Source organism: Acetobacter oryzoeni (assembly GCF_004014775.2).
Classification (GTDB): Bacteria; Pseudomonadota; Alphaproteobacteria; order Acetobacterales; family Acetobacteraceae; genus Acetobacter; species Acetobacter oryzoeni.
The window spans coordinates 2,455,332-2,475,106 of the sequence record NZ_CP042808.1 but is presented as its reverse complement, the minus strand read 5'-3'; the positions used below and the strand labels follow the sequence as shown (position 1 = coordinate 2,475,106).

The window sequence follows — 19,775 nt, the reverse complement described above, 5'->3', positions numbered from 1 at the left end:
TCAGGGATGAGCATTTCGGCGTAGCATGAGGCTTCCCATGGCGATGTGGATCATGGCCTCTGCCACGTCGATACGCTGTTCGTAATCCCTCACCAGTCGGCGCCAGCGGATCATCCAGCCGAATATCCGTTCAACGACCCATCGACATGGCAGAATTTCAAATCCTTTTGCCGTATCTGAGCGCCGGATGATCTCGACCGTGAAGTCGTGAAAGGCGGCTTTGTCCATCAACTGCAGGCGGTCATAGGCCCCATCTGCGAAGAAATGCTTCACCCACGTCCAGCGTTGGCGGATAGCATCCAGGATCATCTGTCCACCCGCACTATCCGAAATATCGGCTGGTGTCAGCCTGACCAGAAGCAGTCGGCCATCGGTATCGACCGCGATATGACGCTTGCGGCCAACGATCTTCTTGCCGGCGTCATAGCCACGGGTCATTGCATGAGGAGCCTTGATACTCTGGCTATCGATAACGCCCCCAGATGGACTGGCCTCGCGTCCCGCAGCTTCACGATCAAGCATCAGGCAGACATCATGGATGGTTTGAAACAGGAAACGGCGCATTAGCCTGCGGAACCACCAATAGACGGTCTGCCATGGACCAAAATGAACAGGCAACATTTCCCAGCCACAACCTGAGCGGACAAGATAGCGCAGCGCATTGATGATCTCACGAAAATCGGTCAATCGTTTCCGGCCACGCCGGTTCAAAGGTGGCATCAGGGGCGCTATGCGTTCCCATTCTTCATCGGTCAGATCAGACGGATAACGCTTCGTCTTGCCTGTAATGTCGGCCATTCGGCCGCGTTGTTCTGGCGTCCACATCCTGAGTTTGAATCACGCGACAGACACCCTGAAAACCACTCACGCTCAATTTCCAAAAGAACTCTTAGATGTCACGGCAAATTTCGTATCTGGGGATGAACTGCTATGGGGGGGGAGAGCGGAATGTCGGCTCTCGGCGCAAGAAAGGCAAAACCGGACATGCAACGGGTAGTCAATTCTGTTTAAGAAACACCGACGTTGCATCTTTTGGATCCAACATGTATAACTTCAGAAGTTCGCTTGCATTTTGCCCGCGATGTCAGAACTTAATAGAATCACTGCCTCTCGATCTAGCTAAATTCCTCGATTTTGAAGCCGAAAAACGAATCACAACGGTAGTGCTAGTGCCCCAATAAATCTAACCTCCGTATTCTAAAATCAGCACTCTATATCGAAAGGTATCATTTTGCCACGCGTATTGCCATCCCAAGTTATTGAATATCTAAGTATTGGAAATCGGCCCAAAAATATCACAGGGGTCAATGGAGCCGTTATAATTTCTGCGCTGACTTCCGGCTATTTGTCCGGATTGGTGCGGCTAATTGAAGAAATACCAAATGAATACATAACAATAAGCGGAAGTGATTATGGTAATCTAATATTCTCCGTTGAATCTATTAAGAATGCCGTTGAGCATTGGAGTTCAGGTCACAATATGGCATTACAGCCTCACAGCGGAAAGGGCCTGCTTGAGTTAATCCACGCTGCATTGGTAAAGTGTCCAGACGCTGTGCCTTCACCGACTACAACTGATTTGCTATTTGTCGATGATGAGGAGATGCGTAAGAGTATTCGTGCGGATCTATCTAGTGCTTCCAGTGCTCTGAGTAATGGAGAATGGAAAGCTGCAACTGTCTTGGCCGGTTCTGTTTGTGAGGCGTTGCTGTTGTGGGCTATACCAAAAGCGAAGGATTATGATCCACAGGAAATCAAAGACTCTCAGGGAATCTGTTGCGCCCCTGAAAATTTAGAGCTCGCAGCATTTATCGATAGGGCATCAGCTCTGAAAATTATTACGACTGGCACTCGTGATATTGCCCATCGTGCTCGCAATTATCGAAATTTAATTCATGCTGGTCGCGCAAGGAGGCTCGCTCAAGACTGTGACCGTGCATCGGCGTTGGCGGCATTGGCGGCTGCAGAGTCCATTATCAGAAATCTGAAGATGGCAACCGAGGCCGCGAATGGATTGACGCTGACGGATGCGCAGTTGGCAAGCGATGCATCTCAATACGCAAAAAAGTGATCAGGACGTATCTAACTCAATGTCGAGGAAAAAGCCGGGATCGCTTGGGATTGTTCGAAGATAGGTCATAGATAAGCAATTGACGAGTATCGAATATCTTACGTACGGAGCAAAAAAGCGCGAGTTTCAATATTCCGTCTGATAGGTAGGCTGCTTATTGGCTTCACCGAATAGCCATGATGTCTATATGCTATGTCTGCTTTAAAAGAGGTATGGAGCCAACAAAGCGACCGCTGTGAGGGCGAGTGCAGCCTGTCTGTTCTGGTTCTCTTGAGCCGACAGGCTGTTTAGGCATGTTTACGACCATGTAGGTGGCGGAAGCGGCTATCCCCTTTCCTGCACAAGATTCCTCAGATAGCGGACCACTCGCTACGCACAGGTTGCAAATCTTCTTTGTCTCCCCCAGTGACGAAAACCCCTTCACTGTTGAATAAGAACGAATACTCATTTGATCCGAGCAATTCCAGCGCCTCTTCGCGCGTATGATCTGCTGTTGCTTGACAAAAACTTCCCAAAACTGAACGCTTGATGTGACCTATCGCGTTATTGCTTTTGGCAAAGAACTCGGCATTCCCTTCTGGAGGGAGAGCTATAATCTCGAGATCGTCACCATCAGCGTTCGACGATCTCGTCCCAAAGCTAGGGGGATTTTTAAGGTGAATATTTGCCGCCGCCAGTTCCGCGGCCAACTCGCGAGCTTGCGCCGAATTCATCACGCCCGTGATTCTTGATAAAACGGGCTCTACAGCCTCCAGACAAATTCCGGAATCATCAAACACGGTGTATATAGCTATGTCTTTTACTCGAATGTACAAGCTGTAAGCGCTGGACACGGTAGCAATATCAAAAAATTCATCTTCGGAGTTCTCTCCAACTTCGACGAACAACATTGATCCGTGGACATACTTACCAATCTTTGCGCCGGAGTAATGGGCGCGGGCGAGACAATGCATGTGGTGAAATGTTGACCAATCATAGCCATCAGATATGTAGAATCGTCCAAGGCGCGTATCCGGGTTCTGTAAAAGCGTTTTGTCTTTAAGGTGCATTTTTACAAAGAGTAGGGCCATCCACTGAAACAGGCGCTCGGTCCCCTCGCGCTCGACCAACGCGCTTAGACCTGAAAAGCCCTTCCCAAACGCTTCGCTGATTGGTTTTTCAAAATGCTCCGCAAGACCCGTGTTACATTCAGTGCAACACGGGATGGTATAACTTCCATATCGGTGCAGCCTACCGTTCGGAAGCTGAATATTCCCCGAGTGAATATTGACATTCCTCAACAACCAATTTGGTATAACATGCTCTCTATTGAATGGGACTTTACTCGGATGTCGTCCGCATATAAAGCAATGATCGCCCTCACAGATATCAGAAACAAATTTGTCTATACTACAAAATCGTAGGCGACCGGTTTTGTCGTAGATCGACTTGTCAGTGGTGATGGGCATCATGAGATTATGCTGGAGAACTCACAAAATTTCAACAAGATTACAGTGAGTAATGTTTTAACCGAACAATGTTTCACCTACACGTTTGGCATGCTTGTTGCGACCGCAAGCTGAACCACTCTAAAACTGATGGAAGCCAGTCTTCGAAAGTCGAACATTCATGTCTGTTCTTCGCAATCACATATTGGTGCACCGACGTCCGATATGAGAGGCAAAGTGGCCGCAGGAGTCTGCGCTATTCACGTCCGCTATGCGGAAAGCGATCGAGGATCGCTGTATTTCCGATATGAGGCGGAACCCGCCTGTCTGCTTGTCGCGCACTAAGCAGACACACTGCTTTCGCCTACATAGCGGTCATTAACGACCAGATATAAGAAGCTGGAAAGCAGACATGAATATTCATATTCTTGCTTTCCACTTATTTATAAAATCCGCCTCTCACACTAACAATATCATAACATATAATAATTTGCAATTTATATATCTCCGATATCACTTATGTTTAGGGGTGTCATAGTTTATATAGAACCCTGCTGTCGGAAACTGATTTATTTTTCCTTTTTCTGTTTCTTTAGCATAAATATAATTATTTATTTTCATTTCGATATGATATGTTTTGCATTCTTTTTGTTCATTTAGTTTTGTACTAATCTGACAGATTGAGGCATCAAAATTTCCAATATGTGTGTTAGCTAAAGAACTACCAACAATATATGTATTAGCTTGCGTGAATGGAATAACTATTAAGGCAATCATAAAAATTGCTGGTACTACCCAAAAAATAGATTTTTGTTTTATCGAGGTAGACACTATGAAGGCAAAATACGTCAAGGCCACTAGTATTGTCCCCGTTGCAATTATTGATCCAAATAATCCATAATTAAAAAAAGAAAAAACAATAACACAAGATATAATAATTAATGAATACAAACCCATAACCAATGACAGACACTTTTCCTTGAGTTTTTTTGTAATAACCCAGAATCCCAAGGCAAATGATGCGATTGCATAGTTGTAAGCAGAGTTTATCATCACGACAAAAGGAATATATTCGTGCACAAGATCGCTATCGTAAAAATAGTGAGATTTCATATACTCAAACATATAAATATTGGGTAAATTTTCTAAAACTATATCTAAGGTGTTGATTTTCGTTGAGAACTGGGCTCTTCCGCACTTTTCGTGATGGGTATCTTGTACTGTGGTTCTGGAACTGGAAAACCCTGAAAGTCGCCCACTTTCATGGATATTCCCCAGTGTCACGCCTTCGGATCCTTGATCTTCCCCGTTCCCTCGTCGTTCGTCGTGTTGTTGCACTGGGCAACAGAGTGGAGATCGAAGTCGGTCTGCGCAAGCGGAGTGTACTGTGTCCGGACTGTCAGTGCCCGACACAACGCGTTCACAGCTTCTATCAGAGAAAACTTGCGGATCTTCCATGGCAGGGCCGTCCGGCCACGCTGATCGTTTCTGTACCACGCTTTTTCTGTCAGGCTGCGGTCTGTCCACGTCGGACCTTTGTGATGCCCCTTGACGGGATAACCGTACGTCATGGCAGACAGACCACGCGTCTTACCGATCTTCATTATTATATCGCCCATACCCTGGGCGGTTCCGCTGGTGCACGAATGACCGTGCGCCTGTGTTGCCCCATCAGCCCGGACACTCTCATTCGCCGCCTCCTTTCCCGGGCACGGAACACCAAGAAAGACATGCCCCCTACACGCGTGGTAGGGGTGGATGACTGGGCATGGCGACGGGGACATCACTATGGAACGATTGTGGTAGATCTTGAGAAAAATGATGTCATTGACCTCCTGCCAGATCGGGAGGCTGCGACCCTGGCCCAATGGCTGCAGGCCCACCCCGGTGTTGAAATCATTGCCAGAGACCGTGCCGGTGCTTATGCAGATGGATGCCACAGAGGCGCGCCATCAGCTCTTCAGGTGACGGACCGCTGGCATCTGCTGAAGAACCTGTCAGAGGCTTTTGTCAGCATACTGGGCCGTTTCACGACAACAGTCAGAACCCTGACGCGACAACTCAGCGCATCAACGACATTGAGCGAAACGTCTGGAACAGTCAGGACACAACCGGAAGAAACGCAGACGCTCATCAGGTCAGTCTCTGGGGAGCGACGTGAAACTCTTTTCAATGAAGCTCTTGCCCTGAAAGCAGAAGGGCACAGTATTCAGGCTATCGCCACAACGATCGGGGTAGAGAGAAAAACCGTGCGGCGCTGGTTTCAGCGGGGCCATGCGCCAACATGGAAAAGGACGGTTCCGACACGCAGCATACTCGGGCCTTACATATCCCATCTGGAAAAGAGATGGGTCGAAGGATGTCGGAATATTCGCCAGCTATGGCGGGAACTCCTGGAGCAGGGGTTTACAGGAAAATATGGCACTGTCCGGAAATGGGTGACGACGCGACAGGGTATTTCCACGAAACCCATTTCTTCCGCGTATGTCTCGCCCCCTCTGGGGCGCAAACTTGCACGCCTTCTTCTTGCAGATGATCCATTGTCTGCTGGACGACAGGACGGGCTACCTGTTCCTGCCCTTCTGGAAGCCGAACCGCAACTCGCTGTCACGCTCTGCTGGCTCAGGAAAATGCAGAACCTCCTCTGTAAAAAGGAGGACACCAGAAAGGAAGGCGATCTAAAGGCCCTGCTGGAAGAAGGGAAAACGACGCTGCTATCGCGTTTGATTCCTGCGCTTGAACGGGATGCTGCTGCCATTGAAGCTTCTCTCGTCACACCATGGACAACCAGCCCGGTTGAAGGACAGATCAGCCGACTGAAAATGATCAAGCGAACCATGTTCGGAAGAGCAGGCTTCGAACTCCTCAGGGCTCGTGTCCTCCAACCCGCATAATCAAAAACATCATCACGAAAAGTGCGGAAGAACCGAGAACTGACCCGGGTTTTTCATCAGGAATTGACCCAGCCAGATGCTATTTCAGGCATAGTCGGGCGGGCGGTCAAGAAGAGGATCTGTCCTTTCTGTTTTTTGACGCGGCGGTGCTGGCGCGGAACCTGTAGCTGTCATTTCCTGTCTCGAGGATATGACAGTGATGGGTCAGCCGATCGAGGAGCGCCGTTGTCATCTTCGGGTCACCAAAGACGTCTCCCCATTCACTGAAGCTCAGATTGGTTGTGATGATGACAGTGGTGCGCTCGTAGAGGCGGCTGAGCAGATGGAACAGCAGGGCGCCCCCAGATGCACTGAAGGGGAGATAACCGAGTTCATCAAGGATCACGAGATCCAGGCGGAGCAGCCTGTCGGCAATCTGCCCGGCCCGGTTGGCGGTCTTTTCCTGTTCGAGCGCATTGACCAGGTCGACCGTTGACCAGAAGCGCGCCTTCTTGCGGTGATGGGTGATCGCCTGGATGGCCAGCGCGGTCGCCAGGTGGGTTTTTCCGGTTCCCGGACCACCGATCAGCACGACATTTTCAGCACGCTCGATGAAGTCCCCGCTATGGAGCTGGCGGACCATGGGCTCGTTGACCTGCGTATTGGCAAAGGAGAACCCGGACAGGTCCTTGTAGGCAGGGAACCGGGCGGTCTTTGTCTGGTAGGCGATGGAGCGCACTTCGCGTTCGGCCAGTTCCGCCTTCAGGAGTTGTGAGAGGATAGGGATGGCCGCCTCGAAGGCAGGTGCGCCCTGCTCGATGAGGTCAGCCGTGGCCTGGGACATGCCATACATCCGCAATCCACGGAGCATGACGACAAGTGAAGCAGCGGCAGGATCATGACGCATGGCGGCTGTCCCTTCGCAGGATGTCATACCGCCCTGTATCGGCGCACGGTTCATGTTCGAGCACCAGGGCCTGTGGGGCATCGAGCCGGGGAACCACGGTTCTCTTGGCATCGATCAGGCGATGAAGCGTATTGAGAACATGGGTCTTGGTCGCCACACCATCTTCAAGAGCCAGTTCAACCGCGCAGAGGACAGCCTGCTCATCATGCTGCAGCACAAGGGCCAGGATTTCAGCCATTTCCCGGTCGCCTCCAGGCCGCCTGAGCAGTTGATCCTGCAGGGTCCGGAAGGCAGCTGGCAATTCGGTAAACGGCGCGCCATTGCGCAGGGCGCCCGGTTTGCGCTGGATGACCGCCAGATAATGCCGCCAGTCATACACCGTGCGGCCTGGCACACCATGCGAACGCGTGATGATCCGGTCATGCACGCACAGAACCTGCCCTTCGGCGATAATGCGCAGCTTGTCAGGATAAACCCGCAGGCTGACCGGACGATTGGCAAAGGAGGCCGGCACGCTGTAGCGATTGCCTTCGAACTGGATCAGGCAGGTTGGTGAGACGCGTTTGGTCTGTTCGACAAACCCGTCAAAGGGACGCCCCGGCACCATGAGGTGAGGACGCTCGCTGGCATGGACCTCGGCGATGCTCCGGGCCAGTTCGATATGCTGCAGCCGTTCCCAGCAGTCCAGGCAGCGGGCTTCCAGCCACGCATTCAGCGCCCCCAGATCAGGAAAGGCAGGCAGATCCTGCCAGATATGACGTCGGGCATCCTGCACGGTCTTCTCGATCTGCCCTTTCTCCCATCCCGCTGCCGGATTGCAGAAGGTTGTCTCGAACAGATAATGGCTGGCCAGGGCCATGAAGCGCAGGTTGACCTGACGTGCCTTGCCAGAGCCAATCCGGTCCACGGCCGTCTTCATGTTATCAAAAATACCCCGCCGCGGCACGCCACCGAGCACGCGGAAGGCCTCGGTAAGCGCATCAAAAAGCATCTCGTGGGTCTGTAGGGGATAGGCCCTGAGTATGAAGGCCCGGCTGAAGGACAGTTTGGTGTGGGCAACCTGCAGCTTGACGCGATGCCCGGCAATCACCGCCCAGTCCTCGCCCCAGTCAAACTGGAAGGCTTCCCCGGGCTGGAAGCACAGGGGCACGAAAACACCCCGGCCCGTTGTCTGGCGTGCCTGGTGCTGTTCGTGTTTCCACTGCCGGATGAAAGCAGCCACCCGTCCATAGGATCCATCATAACCCAGCGTCACAAGGTCTTCATACAACCGTCGCGCCGTGCGCCGGTTCTTGCGGGATCGGGCGGCTTCCAGAACCAGCCATCCTCTCAATTTGTCAGCAAACGGGTCCAGTCGGCTGGGACGTTCGGGAACCTGGAACCGCGGTTCAATGCTCTCTGCCCGGAGATATTTCCGGATCGTATTGCGTGACAGTCCTGTCCGGCGTTCGATCTCGCGGATCGGAAGATGATCCCGGCGATGCCACCGGCGGATCACACTCAGAAGCTCCATGTCAATCACTCCAAAAACCCCCAGCAGATGATGCCGGGGAGTGTGAAGGCATGGGTCAAATCTCGATGAAAATTTCCGCCCTACCCGGGTCATGTATGGATGCCCGCGTTCGTGCAAGCCGATGCGCTGAACAATAGAGGCGTGTGATCGGATGCGGTCATGTATCAGGCCTTTGGATGCGGTCTGAACATGACCACTGGCCGGTATGGGCTACGCGGATCTGGTGCAAATCAATTCTGCGAACTCGAGGTTCATTGACCCGAATGCTTTTCCAGACCCGTTCTTTCCGATCGTTTGTCCTTACTGTTCGACGACCTCCTCACACGCCGACATACCGCGCGTAGCTACTGCCGACTGATTGTCAGGCGGCAACCGCGCGCGGATCCCTGAAAAACTCGTTCTTCGTCTCCATGGCCCAGAGCGACCGGGCCATTTTATTGGCCAGGGCAATGGCAGCCAATTGACGGGGCTTGCGGCGCAGCAGCCGCCCGAGCCAGGTATCGGCGTCGGGCGTGTTTTGGCTGAACCAGCGAATAACGGACATGGCGCCGATGATGAGCAGCCGCCGGATGTCGCGCTGGCCCATCTTCGACGTGTGTCCCATGAGCTGTTTGCCGCCGGACGAGTGCTGCTTCGGCACCAGACCCAGCCATGCCGCGAAATCCCGGCCTCGCCGGAATGTCGACAAGGTCGGCGCGAACGCCTCGACCGCCATGGCCGTCACCGGGCCAATCCCCGGCATGCTCATCATTCGCTCCGTCCTGTCGGATTGCCCAGCCTCCTTCCTGAGCGTTTTCTCCAATGCCGAGATTCGCCCCGAAATCTGTTCAATCTGATCGAGATAGATGCGGGCCGTCTCCACGACCAGAGGCTCAATCCCGGTTTCCGCCGTCTCGATGATCCGCCCCAATTTCTGCACGTTCGTGATTCCCTTGGCGGCGATCACGCCATGCTCCGCCAGGTGAGCCCGGAGCGCGTTAATCATCTGCGTGCGCTGGCGCACGAACATGTCACGCGTCCTGAAAACCATGGCCCGAGCCTGCTGTCGTTCCGTCTTGGGCTCCACGAAGCGCATCGTCGGACGGCTCGCCGCTTCTGCGATCGCCTCGGCGTCGGCCGCATCGTTCTTCTGGCGCTTGACGAAAGGCTTCACATACGCCGGCGGCACCAGGCGCACATCATGTCCCAGGGCGGCGATCGTCCGCGCCCAGAAATGAGCGGTCGCGCAGGCCTCCATCGCAACGATGCAACGAGGCAGCTTCGAGAGAAACGTCGTCACCTGCGCGCGCGATAATTTCCTCCTGAACGCGACGCTTCCGTCTGCCCGGGCGCCGTGAAGCTGAAAAACCCGCTTTGCGAGATCAAGTCCAACAATGGTAACTTCGTCCATGGATGCCTTCTCCTTCCCGTGACGTTGCAGAACAACATCACCTTGGCACATCGCGATGCCGTCGGGAGCGGGCATCCACCCCATCAGTTCTCAGTGAAAATCAACAACATTGGTAGGCATTGATAGCGTGCAATGCCCGCGGCGAGAGCGGCAGGAGGCATGGGCGCGCCTTGCCGAACTGATAAACCCGCGGCAGCTTGATGACATGGTGCGTGAGATTGATCTGGCGGAAGCCCCGCAGGCCGCAGATATGCTGCTGGCAGGCCATGTGCGGGGGCGGCTGGTTGTGCGTATTCCCTAAACTAACAGGTTAAGACGCAGCTCTGTTTTGCTTATTGGGTGGTTGATATTGCGTCAGAACCCCACCGGGCTGGAAGATATAGATGGTATCCGCATGTGCGATGGTTGCCGGGCGATGTGCAACCATAATGCGGGTTACGTTCATATCGCGTAGGGCCTCGGCCACCTTGTGTTCGGTCAGTTCATCCAGATGGCTGGTGGCTTCATCCAGAAACAGGATTTCAGGTTTGCGGTAGAGCGCGCGTGCCAGAATGACGCGCTGCTTCTGCCCGCCAGAAAGCCCACTGCCCATATCACCTACCAAGGTTTCAAACCCCATTGGCATGCGTTTGATATCATCAATAATGGCGGCGCGGGTGGCGCATTCCACCAGCCATGCTTCATCCACCTGTTCGGAAAAGCCGCTGATATTGTCTGCAATGGAGCCAGAGAACAGGCCATCATCTTGCAATACCCCGGCAATGCGGTTGCGATATCCTTCAAGCGTCAGGCTCTCCAAGTCCGCACCATCCAGCCGGATGCTGCCTTCCTGCGTTTCCATCAGCCCCATCAGGGCCTTAAGGAATGTGGTTTTGCCACAGCCCGAAGGGCCGACAATGGCTACACTGCTGCCTGCAGGCACTTCCAGTGAGATGTTGCGGAAGATCCACGGATCCTGCGAGCCATAGCGTGCAGACAGGCCAGAGCAACTAAGCGTGCCATTGGCCCGTTGTTCACCCAATCGGGGTGGGGGCACTGCAGCCGTGGTACTTGTGGCTTCCGGGTCTGTCATCACAATGTCGGACAAACGGTCTGTCTGCACATTCAGCATACGTATCTGAAAGCCGCTGCTAATCAGATTGCCAATGCGTGTGGCGAACTGATCTTTGTAAGACAGGAAAGCCACCAGCATACCCACTGTCATGTGGCCGCTCATGACAGCACCCGCGCCCAGAACCATCATAATCAGGCGGTCAGCGCCAAAAATCAGATCGCCCATGCGGCCATAAATCAGATCATACCGTTGCAGGCGTAGGCGGATGTTAATGCTGTCCACTAGCAAATTCAGCCATGTGGTACGGCGGCGCTCGCGCAGGCCCAAAAGCTTTACGCTGGCCATGCCGCGCAGGGTTTCTATAAAATGGCTTTGCTGGCGGGCATCAATAACAATCTGTTCTTCAGATGCCTCACGGTAGATGCGGTAGGTAATTAGCCGTAACAGCACATCCAGCCCCGTGGCCACCATAGCCACCATGCCCAGCCAGCCACCATAAATGAACAGCATGATGGCCATGCCCACGGCCATTAGCCCATCCATAACCGTTTGGACCATATCGGTGGTGATGGTTTTTTGGATGGTACCCAGTGAGTTAAAGCGCGAAAGCACGTCGCCCACATGGCGTTTGGAAAAGTAATCCAGCGGCAAGCGAGAGAGATGGTCGAACAGGCTGGTGTTCCATTGCAGGCCAACCCGTGTGCTCAGCAGCAGCACGGCCCATTGGCGCACACAGCCAATAAGCATCTGCAAGAGCAAAAGCAGGGCCATGCCACAGGCAATGGTAATAAGCAGTTCATGATCGGCCGTTACCACCACTTCATCAATCACGACCTGCGAGACCATGGGCATGATCAGCGCAATCACTTCCAGCCCAAGAGAAAGCGCACCCAGCACCATAAGGGCCGGGCGTAGCCCTGCTACATGGCGAAACAGATCGCGCAGGCGCAGGGTTTCTCGGTCATCCTCGCGGCGGAAGCTATCGTTTGGGGAGGCTTCCAGGGCAATACCCGTGAACTCGCGCGAGACTTCTCCCATGCTGAGTGTGCGGCGGCCTACTGCTGGGTCATGAATGGTAACTTTGTTGCCCTTAACCTGCGTAAGCACCACAAAGTGGTTCATGCTCCAGTGCAAAATGCAAGGCATGCGCAGGTTGGGTAGATCTTCCAGCTCTAGCCGCACGGCACGGGTGGAAAGGCCCACCGTATCAGCCGTGGCGATAAGATCGCGCAGAGTAACGCCTTTAACGGATATGGAATAACGCCTGCGCAATGTGGCCAGATCAATCTGATTGCCATAATGGCCCATAATCATGGCCAGACATGCCAAACCACATTCTGCGGCTTCTACCTGTAAAATAACAGGCGTGCGCGAACGCCACCCGAATTCAAGGGATTTGAGGGTTACGCCCATTACCTCAATCCTCCGCTCACGGCGTAAAAATCATCGCGCATGCTAATAACAGGGTCGAAAATCCATTGGTACAATCTACGGGTATCAATAGCGATATCGGCTTCCACTTCCATGCCAGCTTCAAGGGGCTTGTGTTGGCCATAGGCTTCAACAAACTGCTGATCGGGGCGCACACGAATGCGGTAAATATCTTGCCCCGGATTTTGGGATTGCGTTTTGTCTTTGTCTGAAGGGGCAGCTTTCTGGCCTGTGCCATCTGTTGCAGTGACGGGCGCGCGGGTGATCTCGCTGACATGACCGCGATACAAACCAAAACGTTGGTAGGGGAAGGCTGCATAGCGCAGCAGCACGGGTTCGCCCTCATGCAAAAACCCTATAGAGGCAGAGCTGACATACAATTCAGCTTCCAAAGCATGGCCTGTGGGCAATAACGTGAGCAAAGGTGTACCAGAGGAAACCTGCTGGCCGGGGTCAACGCGAATGGCGGTGAGGGTACCATCATCCGGAGCAAGGATAATACTGCTGCGGTGGCCTTCACTTTCTGCAATCTGTTGGTCAATCTGGGCTATCTGCTTGTCCAGATCATTCAGATCATGCGCCAGTTGGCCATCGTAACGGATGAGCTTTGTGGTAAGGTCCGCAATCTTTCCTTCTGTATCTGTATAGCTTTGCAAAAACTGTGCATGACTGCTGAGTAGTTGGGCATAGGTGTAAAGCTGGCTCTGGAACTGTGTTTCTGTTACCAGATGTGCGGATTGTGCCGTTTGCATGCGGCGTACGGCAGCTTCCACCACGGGCAGCACATGGGCATCGTTATCAAGCTGGTGCCCGATATGTTGGTGTTGCTGGTTGAGGTAACGGATCTGGGTCACCATGGATTGTTTTTCCACGGGCGCATCTTGGGCGCGAATATCTTTTTGCTGCTGCAACAGATCGCGCTGGTGGCGTAACTGGGAGAGAATATGCTCCTGCGTGGGGCCTGATGAGGATGTGGCTTCCAGATCTATGGTGAACAGTACATCACCTTTTTTAACGTGTTGGCCTTCCGTGGCGTTTTGCAGGGCAATGGTGCCAGTTGTATTGGCGTTAACGGTAATAAGACCCGAAGGGGGAACCATTAAGCCAGTAGCGTGCACACGCCGGGTATAAACACCCCAGATAGTGTAGAGAATGGCCAGTAACACAAGGGCGAGCGTGAACCATGCCGCAATCCGGATAGAAAGCGGTTGAGAGGCCTGAACCTGCCCAAGCCATGATTGGCGCCGTGCTTCCAGAACCTCACGCCTAAAAAGGTCCGAACTCATGCAGGCTTTTTTGAAGGGTGCAAGGTTTTACCACTTTAGTATTTTTGCAAAATAACCAGGCGGCTTTTTGCAAACCGCCTGGAAATTTCTGAAATTAAACTTTCAGAACGTCACCCAGCAGGGAGGTCACGCCATTGGTCGTGGCGTCCAGACCCGTCAGCAGGCCGTCACCAATCTTGGTTACGCCGCTTGTTACAGCAGGAACCAGGGCATTAACCGTGCTGTTCACGCCGCCAAGGATGGTGGCCAGACCAACATCCAGACCAGCCAGTGTGTCTGTCAGTGTGGTGCCCAGAGCATCGCCCAGCGTGCCGCCAGCAACCATAGCGATTTCGGAATCGTTCAGAGTTTTCATAGGTTTTCACCTTCGACTAAGAAAGTTGTGCCATTGCGGCAGACCTATATTCTGGCAAAATATATTTTCTGACAATAGTATAGTAAAGTAAAAAATAAGAGAATACCTAACAAATTAACCAAATAAACAAATGTATATTATATGTTGTGTATTTATTTTGTTCATTAATGCTTATCAAAAATAAATAATCAAATTAGGTATGTAATTTTTGCATTTCTCCCATTTCTCACAGATCATGTAATTTTAGGACATTTTATGGTTTTATGGACTTCTTGAATGTCTGATCTTGCATAACGATGATCTTGTGCCTCTGGAGGCGCATTCTGGACATAGCTGGGGTGTCACCACCTGAGAAGGCCGTGTTGGTGGAAGCTATGTGGCCTGTGCGCTGTCTGTTTCGTCAGGACGCCTGGCAAAGCCTTCGCAATCGTGCATGAGCGAGGGCGAATTCATGCTGACAGGGGAACATGTCCGGCATGGACAGGACAATCCGACGGACGCTGAGCGTGACACGTGTCGCGATTTTGAGCAGTCGTGCGCGTATGGTGCCACAGGTCGCCGTCTCCAGGCTGGTCTGGCCAAGGGCCAGTCTTTGCAGAGCGGTGAGCAGGACATAGGCTGCGGCCGAGAACCACAGCCGGAGCTGGTTGGCCCGGATGGTATGGGACGAGGTCCTGTCTGAGAACAGATCCATCTGACATTCCTTGATGCGGTTTTCCATATCCCCGCGTGCGCAGTAAATCTGTTCGTAGAGATGGCGGGGGTCGGACATTCCCTGCGGTAGCGTGGTGACAATAAAGCGATGATAGCGGTTGCCGTGGCGCCATTCGGCCTTGGCCACCACCCGCCTGCGGCGCGTCCAGCTGTCCTTTGTGATCCAGTCAAAGGAGGCGAAACCGCGCGCAGCTCTGCCTGTCGTGGCGGCTTCGTCACGAACCTCAGCGGACAAAGAGGCAATCCGGTCATACAGGCGGGTGTTGCCTGCAAGCCCGAACAGGAAGTCAACGTGGTTGTCTTCGCACCATGTCATCAGACTGTCCCGGGCGAAACCGCTGTCCCCACGCACCAGGATACGCACCCGGGGCCAACGGCTCCTGATCTGCTCCACGATCCGGCGGATGTCTGCCAGTGCTTCCTTCCCCGGGTCCCTGTCTGCCGTGCGCAGGGTAGCGCTGAGGAGATGATCCCCGCAAAAGATGTATAGTGGCAGATAGCAGTTATGGCCATAATATCCATGAAAGGCCCGGCCTTCCTGATGGCCATGGATACGGTCATCGGTGGCATCCACATCCAGAATGATCCGGGCGGGTGCGCGCTCATGCTGGTCAAGGAAGAGCGTCACGAACAGGGTAGCCAGGGCCTCATGATCAGCAATGATGCGGCAATAACGGTCTGCCTTGTGGCCACTGCGCTCCAGCCGGTTCAGTGTGGATTTTCCTGCCAGTGCCGCACAGTTGGCCCGGCTTCCTGACAGACGTCCCGATACCAGACCCATGACAGGATCATGGCGTAAAGCGTCATGGTCATTAAGGTCTTCATAGCCCAGTGCCAGGCCCATGATCCGCTGACGGACAAGGTCTTCAACCCGGTATTCCACAAAGCCGGGATGCCGCTCATCGCGAAAACAGGCTGCAAAGCGGCGGCTGAGACCCAGAATGTCATCAGCCTGCTTCACCAGAATGACGCCCCCATCCGAACTCATGCGACCCCTGTCAAAACGGGCCACAACACGCCGTCCACAGGAGGCTGGAAACTCATACGCGCCTGCGCTACACTCTGTCTGCATCGGGTTTTCTTATAGCTTACGAAAATTTCTTTTTTACAAAACAGACTTTTTCATAATCTAACCCGATGTACAACCCTTCTGTGAGATTTCCGCGTCGAAGAAGGGCCAATTCCTGCGGTGCATGGTGTTGTCCGCTGGAGACTGTGCGATCTGTGCGCCTGGCTGCATGAGAGCTATGGCGTCACCCTGTCGGAAACCCGTCTGGGTCAGATTATACGTCGTGAAGGGTTTCGTCTGCTGACAGCCCGGCCACGGCACTACCGCCAGGATACAGAAGCGCAGGACATTTTTAAAAAGAGTTCCCCGGTGTCATGGCGGCAATCAGGGCCAGACATCCGGGAAAAGACATCGAAATCTGGTGGTCTGATGAGGCGCGGATCGGCCAGAAAACGAAGCTGACGCGGCGGTGGGCGAAACGGGGCGCCCGGCCCCGGGCTGTAGCTGACCTGCGCACCAGATCCGCGTGGATTTTCGGGGCTATCTGCCCTGAAAAGGGAACGGCAGCAGGCCTCGTGCTCCCTGTCTGCAACCTGCATAGCATGCAACTCCATCTCGCGGAGATTTCACGCACGGTCGCGCAGGGCGCTCACGCCGTCCTCATAGTGGATCAGGCGGCCTGGCACACCAGTCAGAAACTGAATGTGCCTGAAAATATCACCATTCTCCCACTGCCTCCCCAGGCTCCTGAACTGAACCCAGTGGAAAATCTCTGGCAGTTCCTGCGCAATACGTGGCTCTCAAACAGGATATTCAGAACCTATGACGATATCATCGATATCGCCTGCCATGCCTGGAACCAGCTCGTCGATCAACCTTGGCGCATCATGTCAATCGGACTGCGCAATTGGGCTCATGGGTTATAGCAATCAACGGTTGGTATCAGGGAGACCTGTGCGCGGGTGGTTGATATTGTCGGTGCCATCTCAATTTGATGAAGAAAACGCGGTATTGATACCTGTTTTCTTCATGACGAGGACGCCGCACAAGGCTTTTCATACAGGATAGGGTATCAACCCTATCATGCTGCTACAGCGAGGATATTGAGTGTCCGTCTGAGATTGTAGGCAATGGCTGTGACGTGGATCTGGATGGCGGCTTTGGCGAGACCGCGCCATCGCATCCGGCGTAACCCATAGCTGCGCTTCCAGGTGCCGAAGATCTTCTCGATCCGGCCCCGGGTCCGATGGACATCATCGTTCCATGCCTTCAGTTGGGCAAGCGTTTCCTGTTCGTCCCGCCCCCACATCGACGTTGCGGCAACGCGGAGCGTACCGCCTTTTGAGCGGACTGCGTCGCGGGAATGATTGCCCCGATAGGCGCTGTCGGCAAAAACCTCGCCTGGATCGTTGGGTATGGCATCCGGTCCAGCCCGGCCATCGTTGATATTGGCTGGCGTGATCGCAATCTGCTCGACCAGAGCAGTCGTGGCATCGGCGCCGACATGGGCCTTGAAGCCATGCACGGCCTTGCGTCCTTTGTGCTTGACCCACCGTGCCTCGTCATCGCGTTCCGTTTGCGACGCGATGATCGTCGCATCGACGATCGTACCGGTCTTGATCCGAATGGCCCTCGATTTTAACTGACCCGTCACCGCTTCGAACAGGGCTTGATCAAGCGAGTGGCTGGCCAGTTCGCGTCTGAACCGCACGAAGGCTGTGCGCTCCGGTGTGGGTTCGTGTGCGGAAAATCCGCAGAACCGGCGAAAGGATGTTCGATCGTCCAAAGCTTCAGCCAGTTTGACATCGGAGAGGTCATACCAGACCGCAAGCAGCATCGCCCGGAACATCGCAAGCGGTGGCCATGCGGCTTCGCCTTTCGGCGCGGCGTAGAGTGAGCCAAGCAGCGCAGCAATTGGCTGCCAGTCGATCAGGGCCGAGATGTCATCCAATGATGACGACTTCTGATCCTGTCCCGAAAATGCCAGGCAATCCTGACCAATCGACCGGTGCGCCATCGTCATGCTCCAGGCTTGTTATCAGGCAAAAGAGAACCACTTTTCGTCCTAAAAATCCACCACCCGCGCACAGGTCTCATCAGGTATGTAATTTTTGCATTCATAGGTATGCTTCAAAACCTCTTACGTTTTGGCATGTTTTCATGAAATTATATGGTGATTCTCAAATGTCAGATTCAAATACTATAGAAATTACCTCATCAAATCAGGATGTATCTCTTTTGGGTGCATCCGGACTGACAGGTTCCAATTATTATGAAATCAGCAATCCATATGATTACCATTTCACATTAGATCTTTCTATTTCTACATCAGATCTATATGCAACGTATAATCCAACAACTAAAGAAACAATTATCAGTACAGATCTTAACGAAGGCATTGGTTATACAAACCAGAGATTGTACGTTGTGATACCAGATACAGCAACGGTTTCTAACCCGCTAAACATTACCCGAAGCTTATCAGGCGCATATTCGGTTACAACTATTTCACAAGATGGAAAGTACAGCGATACATTTTCATGTTTTTTAAAAGATTCTTTAATAAAAACACAAAATGGATATATGCCGGTGCAGGATATTGCTCCCGGTGAAAAGGTTTCTGTTTTTATTGATGGTACAGAAGAACAAAAAGAAGTGGTATGGGCAGGAACAGCACATGTTGTTGTCAATGCCAATTTACCAGAAGATCAAGCTGGATATCCTATACGGATTCTAAAAAATTCTATTGCAGAAAACGTACCTTTTAAAGATATGTTGATAACACCCGAACATTGTCTGTTTATGGAAGGAAAGTTTGTTCCTGCACGTATGTTGGTAAATGGTCGTTCCATTTATTATGATACCACCACGACATCTTATGATTACTACCATATTGAAACGGAAAAACATTCAGTCATTATGGCAGATGGTATGTTGACTGAAAGCTATCTGGATACAGGAAACCGTCGTAACTTCCAGCAGGCTGGCAAAGTTGTCAGAATTGGTGGAAAGCAGAAAAACTGGCAGGAAGATGCCGCTGCACCATTGGGTGTTCAGCGTGATTTTGTTGAACCAATTTTCCAAAAATTGGAAGAAAAAGCAAAATGTCTGGGAATCGATGGCCGCGCAGAAGCAAAAGTTCTTATTGAAGACCCGGACCTCAAGTTAATTACCAACAGTGGGGTAACTATTTATCCATTCAAAAAATCCGAGAACATTTACAGCTTCATGCTTCCCGCAGGGGTAGAGAGTGTGCGCGTGGTATCTCGCTCCAGCCGCCCTTGTGATTCTATCGGACCGTTTGTGGATGATCGTCGTCAAATGGGTGTTGCTGTTGGCAAAATCCATTTTGGCTCTATCCGGGTGTTGCAGCAGGTTCAGGAGCATCTGGCGCCATCCAAGCCAGAAGGGTGGCATGATATGGGCTGGCAAGATTGCGCATGGACCAACGGCAATGCATTGTTGCCACTGCACAATATCGTAACAAGCAAAATGGGTATTCTCAGCCTGGAAGTCCGAGCAGCTGGCCCATATGTTGTACAGGCCGACCAACAGGAATATGCTGCGTTGTCAGCATAGTTTCTGCTGTCAGGAGCTACGGAATAGAAAAAGCCCCAACATCTGTAAAAAGATGTTGGGGTTCATAATAAAATCCCATTAGAAAATGGGTAGCTTTTTAAGCTTCCAGACCACCATCAACCGGAATGGCTGCACCCGTAGGCTCAGGACCCATTGATTTGATTGC

15 protein-coding genes and 1 pseudogene are annotated in these 19,775 nt (G+C 52.6%); 5 read left to right on the top strand and 11 right to left on the bottom strand.

The window, feature by feature from the left end:
• Positions 1-825, bottom strand: coding sequence for an IS5 family transposase (locus EOV40_RS11560; RefSeq protein ID WP_128106031.1), 825 nt, complete (start codon positions 823-825; stop codon positions 1-3).
• Between the two features lie 406 nt (positions 826-1,231).
• Between EOV40_RS11560 and EOV40_RS11555 the strand changes: the two genes are divergently transcribed.
• Positions 1,232-2,071 (top strand): hypothetical protein, encoded by an 840-nt coding sequence (locus EOV40_RS11555; RefSeq protein WP_128106030.1) that lies wholly within the window; start codon positions 1,232-1,234, stop codon positions 2,069-2,071.
• 350 nt (positions 2,072-2,421) lie between these two features.
• On the opposite strand, the gene EOV40_RS11550 is transcribed toward EOV40_RS11555, so the two are convergent.
• Positions 2,422-3,522: a hypothetical protein gene (locus tag EOV40_RS11550; RefSeq protein ID WP_128106029.1), complete on the bottom strand. Its 1,101-nt coding sequence runs from the start codon at positions 3,520-3,522 to the stop codon at positions 2,422-2,424.
• A gap of 489 nt (positions 3,523-4,011) precedes the next feature.
• A complete protein-coding gene (locus EOV40_RS11545) occupies positions 4,012-4,782 on the bottom strand; it encodes a hypothetical protein (protein ID WP_128106028.1) in 771 nt (256 codons plus the stop codon).
• Between EOV40_RS11545 and EOV40_RS11540 the strand changes: the two genes are divergently transcribed.
• Positions 4,776-6,392, top strand: coding sequence for an ISL3 family transposase (locus EOV40_RS11540; RefSeq protein WP_128106021.1), 1,617 nt, complete (start codon positions 4,776-4,778; stop codon positions 6,390-6,392). The genes EOV40_RS11545 and EOV40_RS11540 overlap by 7 nt on opposite strands.
• A 106-nt stretch (positions 6,393-6,498) precedes the next feature.
• Here EOV40_RS11540 and istB read toward each other — a convergent pair whose 3' ends face one another.
• The 3 genes from istB to EOV40_RS11525 form a co-directional block, all read right to left on the bottom strand.
• Positions 6,499-7,278 carry an IS21-like element helper ATPase IstB gene (gene istB, locus EOV40_RS11535; protein ID WP_128106020.1) on the bottom strand — a complete coding sequence of 260 codons (780 nt, stop codon included), beginning with the start codon at positions 7,276-7,278 and terminating at the stop codon, positions 6,499-6,501.
• On the bottom strand, positions 7,268-8,791 hold the full coding sequence (istA, locus tag EOV40_RS11530; RefSeq protein ID WP_128106019.1) for an IS21 family transposase: 1,524 nt from the start codon (positions 8,789-8,791) through the stop codon (positions 7,268-7,270). Before istA ends, istB begins: the two co-directional genes overlap by 11 nt.
• Before the next feature lie 361 nt (positions 8,792-9,152).
• Positions 9,153-10,181 carry an IS110 family RNA-guided transposase gene (locus EOV40_RS11525; RefSeq protein ID WP_128106027.1) on the bottom strand — a complete coding sequence of 343 codons (1,029 nt, stop codon included), beginning with the start codon at positions 10,179-10,181 and terminating at the stop codon, positions 9,153-9,155.
• A gap of 109 nt (positions 10,182-10,290) precedes the next feature.
• Between EOV40_RS11525 and EOV40_RS11520 the strand changes: the two genes are divergently transcribed.
• A complete protein-coding gene (locus EOV40_RS11520; RefSeq protein WP_244296922.1) occupies positions 10,291-10,482 on the top strand; it encodes a hypothetical protein in 192 nt (63 codons plus the stop codon).
• Positions 10,483-10,491: 9 nt separating this feature from the next.
• Here the strand turns inward: EOV40_RS11520 and EOV40_RS11515 are convergent, their stop codons facing one another.
• The 4 genes from EOV40_RS11515 to EOV40_RS11500 all read right to left on the bottom strand — a co-directional run bounded on the left by EOV40_RS11515 (position 10,492) and on the right by EOV40_RS11500 (position 16,093).
• Positions 10,492-12,648, bottom strand: coding sequence for a peptidase domain-containing ABC transporter (locus EOV40_RS11515; protein WP_128106026.1), 2,157 nt, complete (start codon positions 12,646-12,648; stop codon positions 10,492-10,494).
• Positions 12,648-13,952, bottom strand: coding sequence for an HlyD family secretion protein (locus tag EOV40_RS11510; RefSeq protein ID WP_128106025.1), 1,305 nt, complete (start codon positions 13,950-13,952; stop codon positions 12,648-12,650). The genes EOV40_RS11515 and EOV40_RS11510 overlap by 1 nt, the downstream gene beginning before the upstream one ends.
• A gap of 94 nt (positions 13,953-14,046) precedes the next feature.
• Entirely contained in the window at positions 14,047-14,307 is a 261-nt protein-coding gene (locus EOV40_RS11505; protein WP_128106024.1) for a hypothetical protein, read from the bottom strand.
• Positions 14,308-14,707: 400 nt separating this feature from the next.
• A complete protein-coding gene (locus tag EOV40_RS11500) occupies positions 14,708-16,093 on the bottom strand; it encodes an IS1380 family transposase (RefSeq protein WP_128106023.1) in 1,386 nt (461 codons plus the stop codon).
• Positions 16,094-16,183: 90 nt separating this feature from the next.
• Between EOV40_RS11500 and EOV40_RS11495 the strand changes: the two are divergent.
• Positions 16,184-16,956 (top strand): annotated as a pseudogene (locus tag EOV40_RS11495) (IS630 family transposase); the annotation flags it as partial.
• Positions 16,957-17,111: 155 nt separating this feature from the next.
• Here the strand turns inward: EOV40_RS11495 and EOV40_RS11490 are convergent.
• On the bottom strand, positions 17,112-18,053 hold the full coding sequence (locus tag EOV40_RS11490) for an IS5 family transposase (protein WP_244296920.1): 942 nt from the start codon (positions 18,051-18,053) through the stop codon (positions 17,112-17,114).
• Positions 18,054-18,190: 137 nt separating this feature from the next.
• On the opposite strand from EOV40_RS11490, the gene EOV40_RS11485 reads away from it, so the two are divergent.
• The gene (locus EOV40_RS11485) at positions 18,191-19,609 is read left to right on the top strand and encodes a Hint domain-containing protein (RefSeq protein ID WP_128106022.1); all 1,419 of its coding nucleotides are present in this window, start codon (positions 18,191-18,193) and stop codon (positions 19,607-19,609) included.
• The last annotated feature ends 166 nt before the right edge of the window (positions 19,610-19,775 follow it).